This is a genomic window from Paenibacillus radicibacter (assembly GCF_024721995.1).
GTDB classification, from domain to species: domain Bacteria; phylum Bacillota; class Bacilli; order Paenibacillales; family NBRC-103111; genus Paenibacillus_AM; species Paenibacillus_AM radicibacter.
In genome coordinates, this window is sequence record NZ_JANQBC010000003.1 from 325,742 (window position 1) to 349,034 (window position 23,293).

Sequence of the window (23,293 nt, forward strand, 5' to 3'; positions counted from 1 at the left end):
GTAAATCCCCCTGCTGTCTGATTTTTTTTATAAAAATTATAGTCTTATGCGCCAATATCGATACTACGTTTAGCTCCTAAATCCCCAATCATCTGCTTCTCTACACGATCTAATTTGTAGAATAGGAGCAAGAATGAACAGATCAAGAAACAAATCATTGGTAGCCAAATGAAGTTGAACGAAATCGCATTAAGCGAGGATTCCGTCTGCGTCGCATTCGGTACATATCCTCCATTGGAGAGAATCCATGCCGTAAGCGCACCGCCAATACCCATCCCAAACTTCACGCCGAAGCTGCTCGCTGCAGTTAGCAACCCCTGTGCACGAACACCTGATTTCCATTCGCCATAATCAACCGTATCGATCAACATGGCGAACAATAATCCTGCACCGAGTCCGAGTCCTATATTTCCGATTGCATTGGCTGTAATAAGTAGTCCAACCGATATCGCCTGTTCCGCAAAGAACACAACCACTTGCGTTACCGCACCAATGAGCATACCGAGAAGCAGTGTATTTCGCTTACCTAAGCGCTTGGATACGAGCGGAGTAAAAGCAATTCCGACTAACAATAAGATGTTAAGACCATTGAGCACCGGAATTAAGTCTTCTCTACCAAAGTTATATTTTAAGAAATAAATAAGTGCCGTACCTTTACCGACCATCGCCATCCACATGAACACACCAAGTACGAGCATGAGCCACCATGGTGTATTGCCTTTGATTGCTTTCACACCTTCCTTGAAAGGAACGGGCTTGTTACCGTTAACTTGAACGCGTTCACGCGTATTCTTAAATGTAATAAGGAAAAGTACGACTGCAATCGCTGCGAACATCGTCATCGTCCATTGAAAACCTGCTTGTTGATTGCCTTTTCCGAAGAACGCTACGAATGGCATAACACCTACACTCACGATAAGTGCGCCGATTTGCGCAAGTAACATCCGTACGGTGTTAATAACTGTACGTTCATGTGAATTGCTTGTCATACTCGATAACAAGGAAGTCAGAGGCAAGTTAATTCCTGCATACAGAATTCCGAGCAAGATGTATGTGACATAGGCATAGATTAATTTGCCGTTAGCCGAAAAATCCGGTGTCATGAATGTCAGAATCGCCACTGCAGCGAACGGAATACACAGCCATAAGAACCACGGGCGAGATTTACCCCATTTCGTATTCGTCCGGTCAATCAAGATCCCGAAGATCGGTCCATCTAATGCATCAATAATACGAGCAATTAAGAACAACGTACCGACCGCAGCAACATCCAGTCCGAACACGTCCGTGTAGTAGAACATGAGGTATAGCGTAATCACTTGGAAAATGAGATTCGAAGCTGTATCCCCCAGACCATAACTAATCCGCTCTTTCCATGAAACTTGGTTTTCCATAATAGCCCTCCTAATGAGCATATCAATAATCAATTCAACAATGAAAACCCTTACATGACTGATTATATAGATATCTGAGGGACTCTTCTTTCCTCCTATTCACGTAAAAGATGTCATTTTTAATGATTAATAATCTTTTCAATAAAGCGCTTACATTTAAAAATATGAAGAAACGACCTCTTTTAACGTAAAAAAAGACCCACCTTCTGTGAGTCTTTCAATCTTGCTACCACAATATATACCCAAACTTATGAATATAGTGGCTTTATTTCATATAAACGCACCTCATGCGGGGTTAGCACGCATTTGAAATCAGTAGATTGTTCGATCTTCATTATTTTGCGCTCTTGAAGCGGCACAGATTTACTATTCATATAAGCCACATCATCAGGATATAATGTTGCGGGTGCTCCCATCTCAAGCCATGTGTCGTATGCACTGCCATGACTGCGACTGAGCAGGACCTGGCGAACTTCGTAATCACCGCTCGGCAAGCCATCCACTTTAAAGTTCATCTCAAGCTCATTCATATCGCGAAATACATGATAACGATTCCGCGCATCAATCCCCAGTGACTCATGCATGCTGTATAGACGGTCATAATGGCAATAATGATACACCATCAGCTGATACCGATCCTGCGACTTCGTCAAGCAATACCCCTTGCCTCGAGCCACTAACTGATCACCCATACGACCTAACATCTCATACGCATAATAACCTGGTTTCTTGATCCCGTTATTCGTGATGAGACCCAGACCCCCGTGAAACGTCGTTTCAGCAGGTGCAAGTTCCTCGAGCAAGTCCGTTAACGACCAATATGCGAGACTCTTCACTTCGTCGATGTTCTCGAGCACATTTTTCACGATATAAGCCGCCTTATAAGTCGTATCATTCGTTAAGTCCCGATGAAATGGTGTCGCGTTCCACTCGGTCACATGAATGTCTGGCACATATCCCCATGCCCGCTTCAGCTTGTCCTTCAGCAGATGAACCGTCTCCTTCACATAATCCTCACAGGTGGAATGATGAATGGACTTCGGTGTCAGTCGCTGCCAGTCCAATTGATCAGTAAAATACACGGGATAACTGTGGAACGCGATGAAATCCGGTACACACTTGCGCGCCTCACAAAATTGCAAATACGTATCCAGCCACTCGCCAGCGTGAATCGTCTCCGAGATGATGTCGGGTCCGCCCATTTGAAAGTCTGCACAGCTTGCTTTAACCGCTTCATACGTGATCGTATATAATTCGCCATACTGCTCAAACGAACCTTCCCAGAACAGCGGCATATCTGGCTCATTCCAGCAGGCGAAGTACCAAGTCTTCATCTCTTCAACGCCATAACGCTGCTTGCAATGCAGCATGAACTGTTCGATAAGCAGCTGCCAGTTACGAAGATCCTTCGGCATGCCCAGGTAACTCTTTTTATGGAAAAAGGAGAACTCACTGCTCGCCAAATCCTTCGGCATAAACCCAAGCTCAATATACGGCCGTAGTCCAACGCTTCGAATGAAATCCAGCAGTTGATCCACATAGAAGAAATTTAAGATCGGCTGTCCATCTGGCCCCTCTCGGTACACCATCATCTCGTCATCGAAGATCCCATGAAAGCGAATGTAGCGAAACGGAATATGCTCCTGCACCATTCGAAGCTGCCGCTGCACTTCACTATGCAGAATTTCCTTCGCCTTGCTGATCGTGCACATTTCCTGCCAGTAGGGCTTAAGCGGCTTATGCTTACCGGACACTTGCAGATGAATCTCTTGTGTTACCGTACCCTTATCCGACCAATTATCTAACGTGCGATTGTTCTCGCTCGGCAAATACTTGAACAAGGCTTCATAGGCGTTATCTCGATCAAAGTCCAAGTACATGACATAGTTTTTCTCCGGTACTTTCGCATTTTCATGGATCGTCTCCAGCCCTTTGCGATACTGATTCGGCGAGACTTCATAAGCGTCTTTGAATACCTTATGGAACGACTTGAGACTCGGGAACCCGTGATCCATCGCAATTTGTGTAATCGAATGATCGGAATACGTAATATCTCGCATCGCCTGTTTCAAGCGGAGCTGATTCACGTACTGACTGAAGGACATCCCCATACTTTTTTGAAAAAAGCTAGATAAATACGGAACCGAAAGATGCTCTTTATCCGCAATATCGTTCAGATTAAGGGACTTCATGTAGTTATCATTAATATAATTGACGATGCTGAGCATGCGCTTCAAATACTTCGAGCTGATCCGACTACCGGCTTGTCCCTCACTCTCGCGGAACTTCCACAATAGTAAATATAAGAGCTGGAACAGCAATGATTTAATCTTGAGTTCATAGCCGTAGTTTTCTTTGTTGTAAATCCACATCATCTCAGCAAGCAGCGAGCGAATTTCGTTGAATTTCTCTTGTTCTTCCGGTCCATAGAGAAACGACTTGCAATGAAACGTCAGATGGCCCAAATCTGCAAAATTCGCCTTCATGAAAGACACGGGAATTTGCAAAGCTAGCAGTAAGTTATCCTCATCGGATTGGATGGCATGAATCTCATTGCTGTTAATGACAAGTACATCTTCCTCGCGTAACGTCGATTTCTGCCGCTGCATGTAGACATCTACACTTCCCCGAAGGACGAATAACAGCTCCACACTGTCATGCCAATGGTCTGCGACATACCGTGCTTGATGCAGAAATAGATGAATCGGCAGCTGCTTGTCGATCTGAATACTTTCATAAATATAGTCCATGACGTTCACCCCTTGTACAGCCGTTTATTCCCTCCATTATATCGCTGAATGCGTTTACATCAATTTGTTTTGATTATTTTTCAGAAATTTTTTCTGGTAAGTCACCCAAGTCGGGGCAGGCTGGAAGGGGAAGGATGCTAATATTTTCATCGCAAAAGGATCTGTCGTATCTACTTCGTAAGTTAGCGTTGAAACCCCAATTTGCATGGCATAACGAATTTGCTCCGTTGTTAGCTGAACGATCCATTCGAATGATTCTCCTTCTATCACACCGCGCCAGCCTACTTCTTTCAGCCAAGTAGTCATCCCTACAGACGATTCCCATACTGATATTTGCAGCGGATACTGAAGTTCGCTTACCGCCACAACTGTTTAATTAACTGTTCCAATGATTCAATTGCCATTCTCGTACCCCCAAGAAATTAAATACGTATTTACATTCCGCATGTAATTCGTAGATTCCTTTTAGAACTGAGGTTCAATTCGTACAACTGTAATAGTAGCCACAGATGCATTCGAACCTGTTAATGCAGCAATCGCATCTGCCGGGGCAAAATAATCAACATCATTAATTTGCGGCATAATCTGCAACACACCGCTAGCCCCAGTAATGTCGACAATCAAAGTAGATTTAATATGCAAATGCGATTGATTGGCGTTTCCATTGGCTTGTCGTTCCACTCCATATATAAATCCACCTAATAGAGGATTACCATCCAAAAACAACTGACATGCGAGTACGTTGTCTACTGGATCTGTTGAATCCCCCGTTAGACCAAAAAAAACAAAATAAGTTGCTGGTCCATCAAGCATAACGCCAGTCGTACCTACAAGCGTGATCCCTGTTCCTGTAACGTTTATTGCCTCCAAGGATATAGGGTTTACAGCAAATAAAATTTGACCGGGTACAAATATGTGAGAGAACGTTCCTGCGCTAGTTCCAGGTATCATTCCCTGTGCTCCTGTTGCTCCCGTTAATCCTTGCAAACCTTGAGCACCTGGCAAACCTTGAGGTCCTGTTATACCCGTTATTCCATCGCCTATACCTGGAGAACCTGTGGCACCGGTCAGACCTGCAAGTCCCCTTCGACCTCTAGATCCTTGGTGTCCGATTGGACCTCGTGGACCAGTAGAACCAATTGGACCACGACATATACATTTGCATTTACCAACACACTTGGGTAGGGTAAATGGTCTTCTTTTTCGTTGCATGAGCAATTTCAACTTCACCGTAAGCCCCTCCCTGCTAACCGATTCGAATAACTGTAATTCCAGCTACGACAGCATTATGGCTTGCTAATAAGGCGACAGCATCCGCTGGAAGAATATATACCGCATCATTAATTCTTGGAACAATCCGTAATACACTTCCAGAAGCAGGTACTGAAACTATCAATGATTCATTAATACTCAAGTGCGAGTTGTTAGCCGCACCACCGGCATCACGAGCAACACTATAAATAAAACCGCCGAATAGACCAACATTATCTAACGTTAATTGACAAGCTAATAGATTATCAACCGGATCAGAGGAGTCTCCAGTCAAACCATAATTGACCGTGTAATTAGCAGGGCCAATTAAAGCAATACCATCCGTTCCTACCTGTGTAATTCCTGTTCCGACAATAGTAAAAGGGATAAGTGTAATCGGTACATCAACCGGAAACACCTCACCTGGCACAAGAAAATGCCCAAATGATGCGGCACTAAGTAATCCAATTGGACCTGTTGCTCCAGTCGCTCCGGGAATACCTTGAATTCCTGTAGCCCCTTGCGGGCCAGTTGGACCTGTTGCGCCTGTTTCACCTTGCAGACCCGTTGCCCCCGTCGCTCCTGTGGGTCCCTGATGACCCATAAGCCCTTGTGGTCCTGTCGCGCCACGTGGTCCTTGGGGTCCTGTTGCTCCGCGTGGCCCACGGCATACGCATTTGCACTTGCAAGATCGGATCTTCTTGGGTTTGATATGCTGCTTAAGCTTGCTTGCCTCCACCTTCTTCACATGACGATCCATGTATCCACCCCCACACAGCAGTCCACTTATCGTTTGCAGTGTATGTTTGCCTGCTTGTCAGAGCATGGACGACTACCTATGGGCTGTACAATTTCATAAAAAATGACCGATTCGAGCTCTACGCCCCAACCGGTCATCTATGTGTTACCAGACTGCTATCTGACTAGCAATCTTGCGATCTGCCGATTTCTCTTGCCTCTCATCTGCATATCCGATTGTTAGAATACCCGCAATCCTCTCATTACCTTCGATGCTAGCAAGCTTTAGCAGCTCTGTCCACTCGCTGTAATCCGCAAGATCCCACTTCATCCCAAGGCCACTGGCTTGAGTCATGAGTTGCAAGTTCTGAATCAAACAGCTTACTGCCCCGAAGTCATCGAATTCAATAGCCATATCTTTATTCGTCTTCGCCGTTACGATCAAGCATACGGGTGCTTCCTCTATCGCTAAGGCAAGCTGGTTATCATACTTGCTCACGACATCTACTAAACGCTGTTTACCCGCTCCATCTGCATACACAAACCGCCACGGTTCACGTAACTTGTGGTTTGGCGCCCACACAGCAATATTCAACATATCCATGATCACACTTCGATCTATCGGTTGAATCTTTTCACTTAAAGACATCTGCTGCACCTCCTTATTGCGATCCTTATATAAATGTTACTTTCTTCTCCGCAGCCGTTCGTTTGCCGGTCTTCGGTACTCGATCGTTATAACCCATGAACAACGTGCACACGATGCGTTCGTTGTCTTCAAGTTCAAGTGCATTCATAAAAACCTGTTTCTGCATGAACGCTTCCGTATTCCATACAAGCCCAATTCCACGCTCCCATGCAAGTAGCGAGTAGCTATGAAGCATCGCCGAAATTGCCGCATAGTCACGGTCATTCTTTATCGCATCTTGCCCCGTCTTCTGTACCACAACAAGATAAGTCGGGATACTCAAGATTTTACTAGCGAAAGATTGATTCAACTTCTTCGGCATCAAGCGATACAAGGTCTGCTCTTGCAGTGCTTCCATCATCTTGGAGACTACCTTCTCTTTAGCCTGCTGACTGGATACTAGAATGAATCGCGCGTTCGGGTCTTCCCAGTCACTAGGAATCTTCTCTGATGCAGCCTTCAGCAGCTCCATCACTGTCTCTGTTGTTACAGGGCGATCGATATAACTACGAGTCGTTCTACGCTCTCGGATTACTTGTGTTAACTGCTGTATATTTGTCAGCGCTTGTTCTTCCATCATGTGCGCTCCCTCACTTCTGTATATGATTGTCGAACTATCATTTTTAAAAATCATGCATCTGATCTAATTCATATCCGTACGACCTTACTCTATTGATAATAATTATCATTCGCAATTATGACTACCACTAGACGGATTATTTTGACCACTAGCGGGATTTTGTCCTGATACGGATTCGAAAAAACCCCCATTTGCATGGAGGTTTGAAGTTTATATCGATCTTTATCGTGCCTTATACTAAGCTTCTGTTATCAGACTAAGCGGACGTAGATCTGTCCAATGGGTATCGATGTATGCTAAACAGTGTTCCCTGGAAGCTTGCCCATACACGACTGTCCAACCTTGTGGTACAGGGATAAACGCCGGCCATAGGGAATACTGCTCTTCCTCATTCGTCAATACTTTATAGTCAATGTCAGCCCGTTCAAACGGATTACTCATCGCGGTAACGCCTCCTTCGATTCAGATGTAAGTAGGTGACGCTGTTTCAATGCTTGCAGCTTCTCGGAGAGCTGTTGACCGATAATCGTAAGCGGACCCGGCTGACATAAATCCTTATGACGACAAGCGATGTCATGTCGCTCAATCTGCCCACCGATATACGGAATCCACATGTTCGGATCAATTGGATCGAACCAATCTGGAATGATAGTGGAGTGGAAAAACAGAAGATCACCAACGAATCGCTGCGGAACATACGAAGCTAGCAATCGAACCGAATTCTCGTACGTACGTCGAAGATTCATAATGACATGCTCATCCAAACTTGCTAGAGCACTACTGTCACTTCGCAGAATCTCAATCGCGCTTGCCATCGTAAGAGGAACATCGCCTAGACTATCTGGATCGTATCCCCCAAGAGCCAATAAGGCGGTAAGAGCCTCTTCCTCATCCACTTCATCACGAATCGGCAAATAGTGGCTTGGGAATGCATCGAGCATCGCTAAGAATTCGACTTCTTCTCCGGCTTGCTGCAGCTGAACAGCCATCGCTTGTGCCACATTACCGCCAAGCGACCAACCAAGCAGTCGATAAGGTCCGTGCGGTTGAATGGATTGAATCTGCGCGATATAGTCAGCGGTCATTGCCTCCAATGTGCTAGGCAGCGGCTCCTCCTGCCCAATTCCGCGGGCTTGCAGTCCGTAAATCGGATACTCCATCCCTAGATGCTTCATGAGCCCCGCATAGCACCAGCTAAGTCCTCCAGCCGGATGTACGCAGAAGATCGGCTGTTCTGAACCATGCGCCCGCAGCGGTAGAATAACTTGTAGAGCACCTTGATCGGCATCCACATCAAGCCGTTGTGCGAGTCCCGCTACTGTCGGTGTTTCGAATAGGACACCAATGCCTAGATCTACACCTAACGCATCACGAATACGGCTCATTAATCGCACCGCAAGTAGCGAGTGTCCGCCAAGCTCGAAGAAGCCATGATCAATTCCGACTCTTCGTATCCCTAACACTTCAGCGAACAAATCACAGAGCACTTCTTCCTGCGGCGTACGTGGGCTTCGACCATCAAGAGGCAGTTCCCAATCTGGCGCAGGTAACTGCTTACGATCGAGCTTACCATTGGGTGTGAGTGGTAACGTCTCCATACCCACAAAGGCAGATGGAACCATATAGTCAGGTAGCGACAAGCCTGCATATTGACGAAGCTGAGCAGGATCAACAAGTCCATCTTGCGTAGAGACCACATAGGCTACAAGTCGTTGATCTCCTACTTGATCCTCACGTACCATGACAGCAACTTGCACCACTGATGGATGTCGTACCAATACAGCTTCAATCTCCCCAAGCTCCATACGGAACCCACGAATCTTCACTTGCTGATCAGCTCGACCTAGATAATCAAGTGATCCGTCTGGATGACACTTCGCCAAGTCACCTGTTCGATACATCCGTGAGCCTGATTCTCCATAAGGATCAGCGACAAATCGCTCTGCTGTCAGACCCATTCTACCCCAGTACCCACGTGCTAGACCTGCTCCTGCCACATACATCTCACCTACCACCCCAGGTGGAACAGGCTGTAACGCCTCATCCAGCACATACACCCGCAAGTCAGGGATCGACTCGCCAATCAAGCTGCCACTACTCGACGCGCAGCCGCTGCGAGTCAACTCCTTATAACTGACATGCACGGTTGTTTCCGTAATTCCATACATATTAATCAGCCGCGGTGCATCCTCCGCATGACGTGAATACCATTCTTCCAACCGTCCCAATTCCAAAGCTTCTCCACCGAAGATGATATAACCCAGCGTTAGCGCTTCAGATATTGCGAGATTCTCACTATCTGCTTGCATCAGTTGGTAGAATGCCGATGGTGTCTGATTCAGTACAGTTACTTTCTCCTGTGCTAGTAAGGATAGGAACTCCGATGGCGAGCGACTAATCGTATGCGGTACAACGACTAGACGACCTCCATGTAGCAGCGGTCCCCATATTTCCCATACCGAGAAGTCAAAGGCATACGAATGGAACATCGTCCACACATCATCTGCTCCGAACTGGAACCAATGCTGCGTCGAACTCATCAACCGCACGACATTGCCATGCGGAATGACTACGCCCTTCGGCTTGCCCGTCGACCCTGAGGTGTAGATCATATAAGCAGCGTTTAGCGCGGACAACTTTCCTCTTCGATCACCATCAGTCGGGTTGCCTTTTCGCATCTGCTCGATGCGTAATCCCGTCTCAGGTGAATCCAACAGCAGTCGCTTAACAGCACCTAAATCCGGCATGCTGCTTAATGCCGATGATGAGGCAATCACGTATACCGGACGTGCATCTTCCACCATGTACAGCAATCGATCTGCTGGATAATCAGGGTCAAGTGGAACATACGCTGCGCCTGCTTTAAGTACAGCCAGAATACTTACAACCATATCCACTGAACGCGGAAGTGCTAACGCTACCCGATCATCAACGCTAACCCCTTCTGCAATTAGAAGATGGGCTAATTGGTTAGCTCGTTCATTCAATTGAGCGTAACTGACCTGCTCCTGTTCATAAGTAACCGCAAGTGTGGTTGGATTCATCATCCCTTGTGCTTCGAACAACGCAGGAATCGTTGATGATTGGAATGTAGGTAGCGGCTTACACCAAGCTGCAAGCTGTCTGCTTCGCTCTTCTGGCGTAACAATAGGAACTGTTCGGATGAATTGATCCAGATCGTTCGCCACACATGCCAATACTTGAAGTAGTCGAGCTGCCATGCCCTCTATCGTCTGCCGATCGAACAGATCGGAACTAAATTCAATAAGCCCCTCTAACCCTTCTGGACTGCCGTCTACACCCCGTTTTTCATTAAACTCGAACGTTAAGTCAAACTTCGCCGTATCCGCACTCTCAAGTTGCAGCTCCGTCACGACCCCTGGCAGTGCAAGCGCCGGTTCTGCGTTATTTTGCAGGACAAGCATGATCTGGAATAGAGGGTGACGTGCCCTGGACCGCACAGGATTCAGTACTTCTACCAATCGTTCGAATGGTACATCTTGATGCGCATAAGCCGCTAAAGCCGCTTCTCTTACACGAGCGATTAGCTCACGGAATGTCGGATCTCCTGATGTATCTGTCCGCAGTACAAGGGTGTTAATGAACAGTCCGATCATGCCGCTAAGCGCGTCCTCACTTCGACCGGCAATCGGACTGCCAATCGGAATGTCTGTACCTGCGCCTAACCGAGTAAGAAGAACTGCAAGTGCCGCTTGCAGCACCATAAACAAGCTTGCTTTACTCTCACGAGCCGCATATAGAAGCTGACTATGCATTTCAGTTGGAATGTGCAGACGAACCACACCACCTTGATAACTCGCTGCTTGTGGTCTTGGTCGATCTGTCGGTAGCTCCAATTGCTCAGGTAACCCTTTCAGCGTCTCTGTCCAGAATTCTAGCTGTTTCGTGAGCAAGCTGCCCTCTTCTCCCTCACTGCCTAACCATTGATCCTGCCAGATGGCATAATCTCCATACTGTACAGGTAAAGGCAGCCAAGCTGGCGCATCTCCTTGTAACCTCGCCGTATAAGCCACAGACAATTCCTGCGATAGGGGTCCTAACGACCAACCATCCCCGACAATATGGTGAATGAGAAGTAGCAGCACATACTCATGCGGCCCTAGTACGAATAACTGTGCACGCAGAGAAGGTTCTTGATCCAATTGAAAACGATAACGAACAGCTTCTGTCAGCATGTGCGGCAATTCCGGCTCACTTGTATCCGTAACGATTAGAGATGGGTAAGCCTCCGCTATATCAAGTATCACCTGCTGCGGTGTCCCTTGTCGGTCTGGGAAAATGGTACGAAGTGTTTCATGTCGGTTAACAACATCACCAAGTGCTGCTTCCAGTGCCGCGAAGTTCAATTCTCCAGATAACCGCGCAACAAGCGGGATATTATAAGTCGGACTCGGACCTTCAAGACGATATAAGAACCATAGTCGATTCTGTGCAAAAGATAACGGTACGACTTCGTTACGGTGAACCGAACGAATCGCAGGTCTTGCCACTTGTGCACGATCCAAACGCTTCACCAAGGTAGCAACAGTCGTTGCTTCAAAGAAATCGCCGATCTGAAGTTCCGCGCCAAGCACCTCACGAATGCGGACGACCATCCGCCCTGCGAGCAAGGAATGACCGCCTAACTCGAAGAAGTCATCATCAATCCCTACCTTCGGTAAACCGAGCACTTCTGCAAATAAGCTGCAGAGCAGCTCTTCCTGCGGGGATCTAGGCTGTCTAATTGCACTTAACTGCAGGTCAGGAGCTGGAAGTGCTCTTCGGTCCACTTTCTTATTCGGTGTTAGCGGCATGGCATCAAGCTGAATGAAAGCCGACGGCACCATATACGAAGGCATCTCCTCGGATACATAACGTCGAATCGCATCCAGATCAAGATGGATCGCACTCGTGCTATCTCCTTCACTCTTGTGATCATCTTTAGCAACAAGATAAGCAGCTAATCGTCGTTCTCCAGGTTGATCCTCCCTAGCCATGACAATCACTTGGGCAATTAATGGATGCCTAGATAGCAACGATTCGATCTCACCCAGTTCAACACGGAACCCGCGAATTTTGATCTGATGATCGATACGACCGATATACTCAAGTGTTCCATCGGAAAGCCATCGCACCAAGTCTCCTGTCCGATACATGCGCGAACCAGGTGGTCCATACGGATTAGCAACAAACCGTTCTGCTGTTAAATCCGATCGACCTAAGTAACCACGGGCAAGTCCGATCCCTGTTAAATACAGCTCACCCGCAGTACCTGGTGGTACAGGCTTCAGCCCTGCATCCAGCACATAAGCCTGTGTATTGGCTATGGGTCCGCCAATGGAAGGCGTGCCCGAATGTTCACCTCCCAAACAACCAGCTGTCGAATAAATGGTCGTCTCCGTAGGACCATATTGATTATGTACCTCATATCCAAGCGCCTGCAGTTCCAGCTTCAAACCCGTTGCGAGCGCCTCGCCGCCTGTAATAATTCGAAGACCGTGAAACGGCTTGGGCTTGCTTAACACAAGTGCCTGCCATAACGTTGGCGTGGCTTGCATGATCGTCGTGCCTTTGTCATGCATCATCTGAGCAAGGGCGGGTGGGTCAAGAATCACCGATCTTGGCACGATGTCCAGGCATGCCCCTGTCATTAGCGGTAAGAAAATTTCCATCACCGATATATCAAATGCAATTGTCGTTACCGACAATAACGCATCTTGTTCACCTAATTGAAATTTGTCCTGCATGGCAAGGAGGAGATTCGTCAGACTGCCATGCGTCACCATAACGCCCTTCGGACGTCCCGTTGAGCCCGATGTGTACAAAATGTACGCAGGATGAAGCGGTGACAATCGACTCGTACGCTGTTCATCATCAGGTGATACAACCGATCGGCACTCTAATTGGTTGTTAACCGTGGCATGATCTAGCACGATCGAACGAATCGAAGTTGAGTCCGGTAGTAAATGTGCCGTCTCTTCTACAACAATCATGCACGTAGGCTTGGCATCCTCTAACATATAGGCAATACGATCCAGCGGATAATCAGGGTCAAGCGGCATATATGCTGCACCTGTCTTATGTACAGCCAGAACAGCAACAATCATATCGATAGATCGTGGGAGCAGGATACCAACAATTCGCTCAGGACCCACACCTTGTGCGATGAGCATATGCGCAAGACGATTGGCACGCTCATTCAATTCATCGTAAGTCAGCTGCTGCTGTTCGAACGTAACCGCGACACGCTTTGGTGTACGGCTCACTTGCGCCTCCACCAAAGCGGAAGATGGAATGGTATGTGAACCGACCATTTTGATAAGAGTGGACGTAGATATTTCCCGCTGTGTATCATTCCACTTGTTGAGCACTAGATCACATTCTGCGTCTTGGACAAGCATGAGCTCCGAGATAGGCTGATGTACATCTGCCCTCGCATACTGCCCTAACCAGCTTAGGAATCGCCCATGATGCTTACGCACTTCCTCTGCTTCATATATGGCTGGATTTCCGTCAAAATCAATACGTAGACCACTAGCTGCTCGGTCATACACATTAATGGATAGATCCTCAACAGGACCCGCTGATAAGTTATGAGACACACCTCGATATCCGCCAAAATTCAACTGATAATCAAAAGGCATGATATTAATCATCGGCCCGAATAACCGTCGATTATCACCGAGGAGCTTCAAATCTCTCCGCATGTCTTGCTGCCGATAACGCTGATGTTTGCGCGTATCCCGAACTTCGCGCGCCACATGCAGCATAAGCTCTGACAGTGTCATGTCTGGACGAAGCTCCAAACGCAGTGGCAATAAATTCATTGCCATACTCGGTATGCGAAGAGATGCTGAACCTAAGCGACACATCATCGGCAAGCCAAGAACAATCGTACCTGCCCCTGTCATTCGATGCATATAAGAAGCCATAGCTGCAATCACAGCATCAGCCCAGCTAACCCCTGCATGGTCTGCAATCTGTCGAATCTGCTCCGTTTCCTGAGCTGATAATTGCGCACTTTCACGGATAAAGCTTGCTGACGCACGCTCCATGCGGTTACCTAAGCTAACAACTTCAGGTTCATCGGCAAACCGATCTCGCCAATAGGTACGATCTCGCTCCAACTGATCCGATGTTAGATAAGCCGTATCTCCATCCATCATGGCTTCCAGCTTGCCAAAACCCCCTAAACCTAGCGGCTGTTCACTAGATAATGCCGTGTACACTTGAGCTACACGTTGTGCAAGGAGGGAGAAGCTGTACCCGTCAATGATGAGATGGTGAATACGTTGATACCATACATACCGATCAGGGGCAAGCTTAAACAACACTTCTTTGAACAACGGATCTTTGGTTAGTTCTACTGGCTGCTTCAGATCTTGATGCATCCAATCTTTTGCCGCCGCTAATGGATCCTCTTCCTCACTAACATCCATTCGATGCATTTCCCATGTTCTAGGGGCATCTGAGCTCTGCCATGGTCCATGTTCATCTTCACCAAAGTGCAAATGAAGCGTCTCGGCCTCATCAATTGTTCTTCGCAATGCGGCTTCGAACTTAACGGGATCAATAGGACCCTGTATCTCGATAAATTCACCTGTATTGAAAATAGGACTATGCGGTTCGAGCTGATGCGCAAACCAGATACCGGATTGTGCACCTGTCAGCCGCCAGTAAGTCTGCTGCTTCATGACCATAAGCTATCCCTCCTCACACCGAGTAATAATCAGCATTGGGGATCTTCACAGCCTCACGTGAAGACAGCAGCTGCCACCAGTCTGCGAGTGTTGGACGTTCCGCAATTTCCACGAAAGTAACGAGAAGGTCGCTGCGGCGCCATTTTTCAACTAGACTCATGATACGAATGGAATCCAGACCCCAGACTTCCACCAAATCGTCATGCTCACCAATATCAGAAGGGGACTCATGCAGCAGCCCAGCCACTTGTTGGCACAGCTTTTCCTTTGTCATAACACCACTTCTTACTTCCGATGATTCCAATTCCCGTGCGATACTCGCTCCCCCCATTCGCTCTAGTAATTGCGACGTCGTTAATGTCACTGCACAACGCTCCGCTGCATAGATCAGTGCCTGTTGATGCTTATCCAATGAGAAATCTGCCACTGCATCTGCGACGAAGAATGGCTCTACATCCTGCATAAACGCTTCGCAAGCTGTCATTAAACAGCCGATATGCGCGTATATCCCACACACAATGATCTGATCCCTTCCGGAATTCACTAGCAATTCCCGCAAATTCGTTCGCTGAAAAGCGCTATAACGCCATTTGGTCAACACAATATTAGTTGAGCTTGGCTCAAGCTGCTTAATAATTTGTTTCTGGTAGGGACCATCGTTAATGCCTGATCCCCAGAAATCTTGCAGTAGACCGCGCTGTTTAACCGTCTGACCCCCAGGTTGAGCGGAGTAAATGACGGGAATACCCATCTCCTCGCACACGGCGCGGATCGTCTGGATATTCGCAATCAGCTCTGTCACTGGAGAGGAGCCCGTTGTAAAAGCATCCACAAAATACTGCTGCATGTCATGAATGAGCAGTACCGCACGCTTCGGATCAGGTTTCCAGTTCACTCGGTTATTCGGTAAATCCGCTGCAGTAGGCATCGGATATGGAAGGATTGTAGGAAGTGCCATCGTTTCCCCTCTTTTCTCACTTTATTTTGCATTCAATAATTTCTCGTAATAGTTTCTTACTGACCTTACCCACTTTGGTTAATGGAAACACATCCATGAATTCAATGCGATCTGGTATTTTATAAGCGGCAATCCCTTGTTGTCTGATGTAAGATTTCAGCTCTTGCACACTCGGAGCTTCACCATGTGGAATAATGAATGCGCAGGTGCGCTCCCCCAAATAGCTGTCTGACATGGAGACGAGGGCAGCATCATGAACACTCGGGTGACCGAGCAGTAGATTCTCAATTTCGGCAGCGGCAATCTTGTCCCCACCCCGGTTGATCTGGTCTTTATCTCGACCTTCCACGACGATGTAGCCATCAGTAGTCAATCGCACAATATCACCCGTCCGGTAAAATCCATCTGTCGTGAACGCCTTCGCGTTATGCGCTTCTGCTCGGTAGTAACCTCGAATCGTATAGGGTCCGCGTGTCAGCAGATGTCCTTCTTCCCCGATCTCAATCGCTTCATCTTCATCATTAACAACGAGAACTTCATCAAAAGGAGACATCGGTCTACCCTGCGTATTCACTTTGATCTCTTCGGGATCATCCAATCGGGTATAATTTACAAGACCTTCTGCCATGCCGAATACTTGCTGAAGTATACAGCCGAGTACAGGCTCTACTCTGCGGGCAGCCTCACTATTGAACTTCGCTCCACCAACTTGGAACACTTGAAGCGAAGATAAATCATAAGAACGTGTTGGCGCGGCATCCAGCCATATAAGAGCAAGGGGCGGCACAACAGCCGTAATCGTAATCCGTTCTTGCTCAATCAGCGCAAGTGCAGCATCTGGGCTCGAATCGCGAGACATGACCACAGCTCCACCTGCGTAGAGCGTCCCTAATATACCGGGGGAACTCATCGTAAAGTTATGTGCTGCAGGCAGCACAACGAGATATTTGCTCTCCTTGCTTAAGCCGCATATATCCGCACTAATTCGCAAGCTATACATGTAATCATCATGCGTCCGTGGAATAAGCTTCGGTAAGCCCGTACTGCCCCCTGACAACTGAAGGAACGCCACTTCACTTGCAACAGGCTTTGGTAGGTCTGCCTTTGGCTCTATGTATAGATCATGGATGCTGTGATAATCTCTTGACCCCGGATCACCGACTACGATCACATGAGCAAGCGTTGGTACTTCATCTTGAACTTGCGCTGCCAGCTCGCGATAATCAAATCCTCCTTCGATATCTGCAATAATATAAGCTACCGCATCGGCAAACTTGGTTATATGTGTGATTTCTGTCCTGCGATGGAGAGGAAGGGCGAATACCGGCCACGCTCCAAGTCGAAATAGTGCAAAAATCACTTCCACATATGTTCCAATATTCGGCAATTGAACCACGACTCGATCACCATGTGTAATCCCTAATTGATGGAATCCTGCTGCCAATTGATCCACTCTTCGGTTCAACTCAGCGTATCCCATTCGAATACTTCCGCTAACAACAGCTACATGATCACCATGCTCATCAGCAAGTCTGCGCAGCATGTCACCAAACGTCTCTCCCTGCCAACAGCCTGCTTCACGATATTGTCTTGCCCATTCCTCCGGCCATGTTGGAATATCGACTGACATCATTCACTCCCCCTTGCTTCTGCAAGCTTCGGTTGATTTAATCCAATCGCGTGCAGCATCGTCTGGAATTTAGCAGATGTCTCTGCGAGTTCGGCTTGTGGAGTGGAACCTGCGACAATCCCCGCTCCTGCATACATCCGAAGTTCACGACCTTCCACTTCCGCACATCGGATCGTCAGCACCCATTCCCCTTCACCATCCGCATTGCACCAACCGACCATCCCTGCATAAAATCCCCGATTGAACGGCTCGCTCTCTTGAATCGTCTCCCGAGCTAAGTCGGTTGGTGTACCGCATACCGCAGGAGTCGGGTGTAATGCGAGTGCAAGTTCTAAAGACGATACCGTAGGATCATCCAATTCCCCTTGAATAACGGTTGATAAGTGCCACATCGCATTCGTTTGCAAAAGGGACGGTTGAGCAGGTACATCTAGATTACGGCAATAGGGACGAAGAACAGCTGCAACTGCCTCGATGACGACGGCATGTTCGTGCCGATCTTTCGGTGATACAAGTAAAGCTTCCGATCGTCTGTGGTCTTCTAGAGGATCTAAGCTGCGGGCTGCCGACCCAGCTAATGGATTGACACGAATCTGATTACCCGTGCGTGTAACCAATAGCTCTGGACTGGCACCAATTAAGGTACGAGGCTCCTGGGTGCCTGTTGCTTGCAATAGTTCCGGTGTTTCATTTTCACATCCACTTCCACTTTCACTTGTACTTGCCCAGTAATTTCGTGCTTCCTTCGACGCCAAGTTCACAGCGAATGTATAGCCATGTGGATTACGCTTGGCCAAGTTTCGCAGCAGCTTATGGACATCTATTTTTGTTGGCATAGTCAGATGCAGCGTTCGAGCGAGTACAACTTTATGCAGCTCTCCCTGCCCAAACCGGATTACCGCCTTGCTCACACTATTCTCATATGCTGCCGGCTCCGGTACTGGACGCAGTGTATAGCCCGTTGATTGTAACGGCTGCACGTCATTTTGCCCTGATTGAAAAGATAATTTATTTGACCATTGGATAGTCCGAGGTACAATAAGCTCCACAGGTTGGTCCGTGTGGAAGGGAATTGCACCGACGACAATCGCCTTATGCCCTTGGATAGCAGGCTGATGGGCTAACAAATCTGCAATACGTCTTGGCAAAGTCATGACGTCTAGACTTGGTGCGCCCTCCACCTGTTCTTGCACCGTGAGCCTCGCAACCTCACCTTCAGTAAGCAGCGTGCGCTCAGGAGAAGCTAAGAAGAAGGAGGTTCCTTCCCGATACTGATCCAAAAGTTCTGAAGCACTGGCAGCAGGAATCGTAACCTGATTCACCATGTCCATCACCCTCTTTTCGCTATGAAATTATAATCCTAACGTGGCTCCACCATCGATAATCAGATTGTTCATCGTCATATGACTGGCTTGATCAGACACAAGGTAGACGACAGCTTCCGCAATATCGGTTGGCGAAGCTAACTTCCCTAGTGGAATTCCCAAGCGATATGCTTCGGGCACACCTGCAAGAGTCGCCTGTTCCCCAGATGCATCCGCCCAGAGCAGACGCAGCATTTCGGTGTCTGTTGAACCTGGTGAGACCACATTGCAACGTATGTTGTCCTTCGCATGCTCAAGTGCCAAGCACTTCGTCAGCATGAGAGATGCTGCCTTGGAAGCACAATAAGCTCCCATCTGCATACGTGGCATCCCTGCTGCATTCGATGCAACCGTCACGATCGCACCTGCCTTACGCCTTGCCATACACCTCACCACGGCTCGCGATACATAGAACACGCCATTCACGTTCACAGCGAATGTTGTCTCCCAGTCTGTATCACTGAACGTTGCGATCTCCCCTACTTTTAGCACCCCAGCCACATTGGCTAGGATGCTGATGGGACCTAGCTCTTGCTCAATTCGTTCCACAATCTGTTCCACAGCGAGACTGTCGGATACATCAAGAGGATAAGCTGTCACCTCAAACCCCAGCTCACGCCACTGAGCAACCTGTTCATCCAGTTTATCTGCATGACGGTCGACCGCAGCAACCACAGCCCCCAGCTCGGCAAGCAGCCGTGCAACCGACGATCCAATTCCTTGAGCTGCTCCTGTGACAAGTGCAACTTTCCCTTCAATTCCTGTAAGTTTCACGTATCTGCCCTCTCTCCCCACGCATAATCGATCCTTAAATCCGTCGTCTCTCTATGAACCGGATCGATTCTATTTACAGCTTGAACAAGGATAGTCCCACCTTACGGACGTAAGGCTACCCGCAAACCCTGACTAATCAGGACCGGCAGCACAGAGACATGACCTTCTCCTTCGAACTCCTTGTACTTCACACTTAAACCCTGATCAGCCAGTATCACCAGGCGTTCAGCGAGTGCACTTGCTCGTGCACAGTTCTGAGCAATATGCGTTCTCTCCTGCTCACCGACACCAAGCATCACGTTAATTGGTTGTGAGGGTAACTTCCACTCGTTCACGAATCGCTGCTCCGCTTCCAGCATAAATGCTTCATTCCAGTGAATAGACGGACTACCTGCGATATAACTTTGGAAAGCGTGCGGCTTCGTAAACAGGGTATACACCGCAAACAATCCACCTAGTGAATGGCCGAATATCGTCTGTCTGTCACGATTAATTGGAAACTCGCTCTCAATCTGAGGTTTAAGCTCCTCTTCAATAAACTGGAGAAACTGAGCTGCTCCGCCTTGTTTCGGCACTTCTCCATCTCTGAATCGATGCGCATATTCCGTTGTTGGCATCGGTGTTAAATCATAGAATCGCTCAGATGAGAATGGAGTCTCCACCGGATACCCAATCCCAACAACAATGGCAGGCAGTACACCTGTTATGTCTGGACGATTGCTCTGCAAACGCACCGCTTCCACTACTGTACCGAATACAGAATTGCCATCCAGCACATATAACACCGGATAACCACCCGTAGGCGGTGCCGCGCTTGGTACAGCCACCATCACTTGATACCGCCGATAATGAACACTTGAAGTCATGATCCACTGCTCTGCACGCGGAATTTCAACCTTACTACGTGACAACCCCTCTAAATTCGCAGCACGCCGCTGCTTGGACTGTAACACCATCGTCATAAAGCCCCCTCTCACCTTCTATTTTCAAAAAGAGATCAAACCTTACTTCACGATGTTCTTGAGCACATCATCAATGATTTTCTCGTAAGCAATAAGCCCGCTGCCCAGCCAATACTTGTCGCTCACTTCATACACATGCTTCGCCTTTACAGCAGGTATGCTGTTCCAGATCGGACTGCTCGTCATCTCCTTCAGCTTCTCCGTGCCTTGACCGTATTGATTAATAACGAATATGTAGTCTGCATCTAGCTGTGGTAAGACTTCCATCGAGATTGGCGCACTGTTCTCCTTCTCAACAAGCTTCGACTTGCCTAAACCAAGCTGTTGATGAACCACGTTTCCTGCTAAATAATTGCCACCCATCATACTAATCCCTTTAGCTGCAAAACGAATAACGGCAACCTTCTTCCCGCCAACAGCTTTCGCTAATTTCTCCTTGGCGTCTTTTACTTTCTGCTCATACGCCTTGAGCGCTTGATCCGCTTCGCTTGATTTGCCTAGCAATTTACCAATTGTCGCAAGCGACTTCTCGACTTCCCCGGATGCACTGTTGAACACGTAGGTTGGAGCAATCTTCGCATATTGCTCATAGACCCCTTTGGCGCCATAAGTCGCTGTTTGGAGAATGATCAGATCGGGATTAAAGGACATGATCACTTCAGGCGATGGTGAACCCGCTGAGAAATCCGCCTTCGGGATGCCTTGCAATTGATCCTGCAAATAATCATGACCCAAGCTGCCATTCGCCCATTGTGCAACAGGCTTCACGCCTAATTTCAACAAGGAGTCTTCAAGATACGGCGCAAATACGCGCTTCGGTGAAGCAGGAATTTTCACTTCATGGCCTTGCTCATCTTTCACAACAAGCTCTGTAGCTGGAGCGGACTTTTTATCGGCAACAGGTGAGCTTGCAGGTGTCTGGGCTGCTTTTGGTGACGACTGCGCACCAGATACCTCTTGTGTTTTACCACAAGCTGCAAGCAGACTGCCTGCGAGCAATAGACAAGATATAACCGTTAATGACTGACGGATGGATGATTTTTTGTAACCCAGATAACGATGCATGGGATAAGACCTCTCCTTTATTGATAATGATTCTCATTCACAAGAATTATACCGATCATTCTCCCATGCAACCATGGACTTTATCCTGTAACGCCTTTGGACATTTCCCTGTAAAAAGGAGCAGCATCTCCTCGAGCATCCGCGCCACCGATAAGGCCGAGTACTCGAACCACGGATCGGCATAGATGGGATGCACACACCCACTGCGTACAGCTGCAAGTCCACGCCATCTCAGATCATGCTGCAGTCCGAGCCAATACGCACGACTATCTGCTTTTGCACATACAAGCAACATAATATGAGCAGGATCAAGCTCGATTAGCTCTTCGATCGTAAGCTCACGTCTACGTGGCATATCCCCGCTATTAACAATCTGTAAGCGCAAATCTTGTACGAACAGCTCCTGCATCGCTCGATTGCAATACGCATACATCCGCTCCCCTGAGATGCGAAGCACAAGCACACGCTGCTCCCCCAATACTTCACCGATCTGCTCTCGCGCTAGAACAACACGCTGCTCATAGGCAGAAATCCACGTTTCTGCACACTCCTCTTTATGCAAATGTACGGCAATCTGACGAAGCTGCTGTTTCCAATTCGCTTGTGCCTGCACAATACGCAGCGGAGCAAGCTGCATCAGCTTCACCCGCTCCTCCTCTGGCAACTCATCGGTGCCAATGATCTGATCCGCATGGATCTGTGATAGCTGATCTACGTTGCCATCGATCGATTCATTGATATAGGGTGCGGACAGCTTCAAGACATGTTTAATCTGGTCGTGATACATATTGAAGTAATACGGTGTCCATTTCGCATCAAGCGGTGCTGCCACAGGCATAATTTGCAGGGCAAGTAATTGACCTATCAAGGCAGGCGAGTAGACAACAACGCTTGGCTTCGCTGCTTTCGCATAGTCCGAAGGGGATACCCCAACTTCCTTCTTAAACTTGCGGCTAAAATAAAACTCATCACTATACCCGACCTTCTGCGCGATGTCCCTAAGCCGATCATCCGACTCCGTCAAATAGCGCTTAGCCCGACTTATACGCAAGTTCGTCAAATGATCAATTGCGGTGTGACCGAACAATTTCTTGAATAAATCTCCGAAATACTTCGGATTCATATCTGCCATCAGTGCCAATTGAGCAATACTTAGCGGCTCATTGTAATGCACATTCATATAATCACGGATCTCGACTAGCCGCTCTTTCGGACTACGCCGACTCCCCACTATTTGCACTCGATCTTCATACGCTACGGTTTCTTCCATCTCCAGCATCATAACCTCCTCGGCAATCATGCCATGACTATCTACAATTCGATAATGATAATCATTATCAATTAATAAGTTAGCATATGTATTTATTTCCAGTCAATACTAGATTCTCAAACAAAATAAGCCCATGCTCATCCGCATGCGCGAAGCGACTATTCCACCT

16 protein-coding genes are annotated in these 23,293 nt (G+C 47.8%); all 16 read right to left on the minus strand.

Annotated elements, in window-relative coordinates:
- Nucleotides 1–44: 44 nt before the first annotated feature.
- Nucleotides 45–1,394, minus strand: coding sequence for a glycoside-pentoside-hexuronide (GPH):cation symporter (locus NV379_RS09215; protein ID WP_258206994.1), 1,350 nt, complete (start codon nucleotides 1,392–1,394; stop codon nucleotides 45–47).
- Between the two features lie 248 nt (nucleotides 1,395–1,642).
- Complete coding sequence (locus NV379_RS09220) at nucleotides 1,643–4,144, minus strand: GH39 family glycosyl hydrolase (protein ID WP_258206995.1); 2,502 nt, start codon at nucleotides 4,142–4,144, stop codon at nucleotides 1,643–1,645.
- A 54-nt stretch (nucleotides 4,145–4,198) separates the two neighbouring features.
- Nucleotides 4,199–4,510 carry a hypothetical protein gene (locus tag NV379_RS09225; protein ID WP_258206996.1) on the minus strand — a complete coding sequence of 104 codons (312 nt, stop codon included), beginning with the start codon at nucleotides 4,508–4,510 and terminating at the stop codon, nucleotides 4,199–4,201.
- A gap of 99 nt (nucleotides 4,511–4,609) precedes the next feature.
- Entirely contained in the window at nucleotides 4,610–5,374 is a 765-nt protein-coding gene (locus tag NV379_RS09230) for a collagen-like protein (RefSeq protein ID WP_258207200.1), read from the minus strand.
- Nucleotides 5,375–5,390: 16 nt separating this feature from the next.
- The gene (locus NV379_RS26055) at nucleotides 5,391–6,155 is read right to left on the minus strand and encodes a hypothetical protein (RefSeq protein WP_308860271.1); all 765 of its coding nucleotides are present in this window, start codon (nucleotides 6,153–6,155) and stop codon (nucleotides 5,391–5,393) included.
- 144 nt (nucleotides 6,156–6,299) lie between these two features.
- A complete protein-coding gene (locus NV379_RS09240) occupies nucleotides 6,300–6,782 on the minus strand; it encodes a nitroreductase family protein (RefSeq protein ID WP_258206997.1) in 483 nt (160 codons plus the stop codon).
- Nucleotides 6,783–6,807: 25 nt separating this feature from the next.
- The gene (locus NV379_RS09245; protein WP_258206998.1) at nucleotides 6,808–7,398 is read right to left on the minus strand and encodes a nitroreductase family protein; all 591 of its coding nucleotides are present in this window, start codon (nucleotides 7,396–7,398) and stop codon (nucleotides 6,808–6,810) included.
- 240 nt (nucleotides 7,399–7,638) lie between these two features.
- On the minus strand, nucleotides 7,639–7,842 hold the full coding sequence (locus NV379_RS09250) for an MbtH family protein (RefSeq protein WP_258206999.1): 204 nt from the start codon (nucleotides 7,840–7,842) through the stop codon (nucleotides 7,639–7,641).
- Complete coding sequence (locus tag NV379_RS09255; protein WP_258207000.1) at nucleotides 7,839–15,101, minus strand: non-ribosomal peptide synthetase; 7,263 nt, start codon at nucleotides 15,099–15,101, stop codon at nucleotides 7,839–7,841. The genes NV379_RS09250 and NV379_RS09255 overlap by 4 nt, the downstream gene beginning before the upstream one ends.
- A 13-nt stretch (nucleotides 15,102–15,114) precedes the next feature.
- Nucleotides 15,115–16,059, minus strand: a complete 945-nt coding sequence (locus NV379_RS09260) for an isochorismatase family protein (RefSeq protein ID WP_258207001.1) — start codon at nucleotides 16,057–16,059, stop codon at nucleotides 15,115–15,117.
- A gap of 16 nt (nucleotides 16,060–16,075) precedes the next feature.
- Entirely contained in the window at nucleotides 16,076–17,689 is a 1,614-nt protein-coding gene (locus NV379_RS09265; protein ID WP_258207002.1) for a (2,3-dihydroxybenzoyl)adenylate synthase, read from the minus strand.
- Nucleotides 17,689–19,014, minus strand: a complete 1,326-nt coding sequence (gene dhbC / locus NV379_RS09270; RefSeq protein WP_258207003.1) for an isochorismate synthase DhbC — start codon at nucleotides 19,012–19,014, stop codon at nucleotides 17,689–17,691. The genes NV379_RS09265 and dhbC overlap by 1 nt, the downstream gene beginning before the upstream one ends.
- 27 nt (nucleotides 19,015–19,041) lie before the next feature.
- Nucleotides 19,042–19,827 (minus strand): 2,3-dihydro-2,3-dihydroxybenzoate dehydrogenase, encoded by a 786-nt coding sequence (locus tag NV379_RS09275; protein ID WP_258207004.1) that lies wholly within the window; start codon nucleotides 19,825–19,827, stop codon nucleotides 19,042–19,044.
- Between the two features lie 101 nt (nucleotides 19,828–19,928).
- Nucleotides 19,929–20,783, minus strand: a complete 855-nt coding sequence (locus NV379_RS09280; RefSeq protein WP_258207196.1) for an alpha/beta hydrolase — start codon at nucleotides 20,781–20,783, stop codon at nucleotides 19,929–19,931.
- 48 nt (nucleotides 20,784–20,831) lie between these two features.
- Nucleotides 20,832–21,854, minus strand: a complete 1,023-nt coding sequence (locus NV379_RS09285) for an ABC transporter substrate-binding protein (RefSeq protein ID WP_258207005.1) — start codon at nucleotides 21,852–21,854, stop codon at nucleotides 20,832–20,834.
- Between the two features lie 55 nt (nucleotides 21,855–21,909).
- The gene (locus NV379_RS09290; protein WP_258207006.1) at nucleotides 21,910–23,133 is read right to left on the minus strand and encodes a helix-turn-helix domain-containing protein; all 1,224 of its coding nucleotides are present in this window, start codon (nucleotides 23,131–23,133) and stop codon (nucleotides 21,910–21,912) included.
- Between the last annotated feature and the right edge of the window lie 160 nt (nucleotides 23,134–23,293).

Excerpts from the sequence above, each read along its gene's own strand:
- NV379_RS09215 (WP_258206994.1), bottom strand. The coding sequence starts at position 1,394 with ATGGAAAACCAAGTTTCATGGAAAGAGCGGATTAGTTATGGTCTGGGG.
- NV379_RS09220 (WP_258206995.1), bottom strand. The coding sequence starts at position 4,144 with ATGGACTATATTTATGAAAGTATTCAGATCGACAAGCAGCTGCCGATT.
- NV379_RS26055 (WP_308860271.1), bottom strand. The coding sequence starts at position 6,155 with ATGGATCGTCATGTGAAGAAGGTGGAGGCAAGCAAGCTTAAGCAGCAT.
- NV379_RS09240 (WP_258206997.1), bottom strand. The coding sequence starts at position 6,782 with ATGTCTTTAAGTGAAAAGATTCAACCGATAGATCGAAGTGTGATCATG.
- NV379_RS09245 (WP_258206998.1), bottom strand. The coding sequence starts at position 7,398 with ATGGAAGAACAAGCGCTGACAAATATACAGCAGTTAACACAAGTAATC.
- NV379_RS09250 (WP_258206999.1), bottom strand. The coding sequence starts at position 7,842 with ATGAGTAATCCGTTTGAACGGGCTGACATTGACTATAAAGTATTGACG.
- NV379_RS09255 (WP_258207000.1), bottom strand. The coding sequence starts at position 15,101 with ATGGTCATGAAGCAGCAGACTTACTGGCGGCTGACAGGTGCACAATCC.
- NV379_RS09260 (WP_258207001.1), bottom strand. The coding sequence starts at position 16,059 with ATGGCACTTCCTACAATCCTTCCATATCCGATGCCTACTGCAGCGGAT.
- NV379_RS09265 (WP_258207002.1), bottom strand. The coding sequence starts at position 17,689 with ATGTCAGTCGATATTCCAACATGGCCGGAGGAATGGGCAAGACAATAT.
- dhbC (WP_258207003.1), bottom strand. The coding sequence starts at position 19,014 with ATGGTGAATCAGGTTACGATTCCTGCTGCCAGTGCTTCAGAACTTTTG.
- NV379_RS09280 (WP_258207196.1), bottom strand. The coding sequence starts at position 20,783 with ATGGTGTTACAGTCCAAGCAGCGGCGTGCTGCGAATTTAGAGGGGTTG.
- NV379_RS09285 (WP_258207005.1), bottom strand. The coding sequence starts at position 21,854 with ATGCATCGTTATCTGGGTTACAAAAAATCATCCATCCGTCAGTCATTA.
- NV379_RS09290 (WP_258207006.1), bottom strand. The coding sequence starts at position 23,133 with ATGCTGGAGATGGAAGAAACCGTAGCGTATGAAGATCGAGTGCAAATA.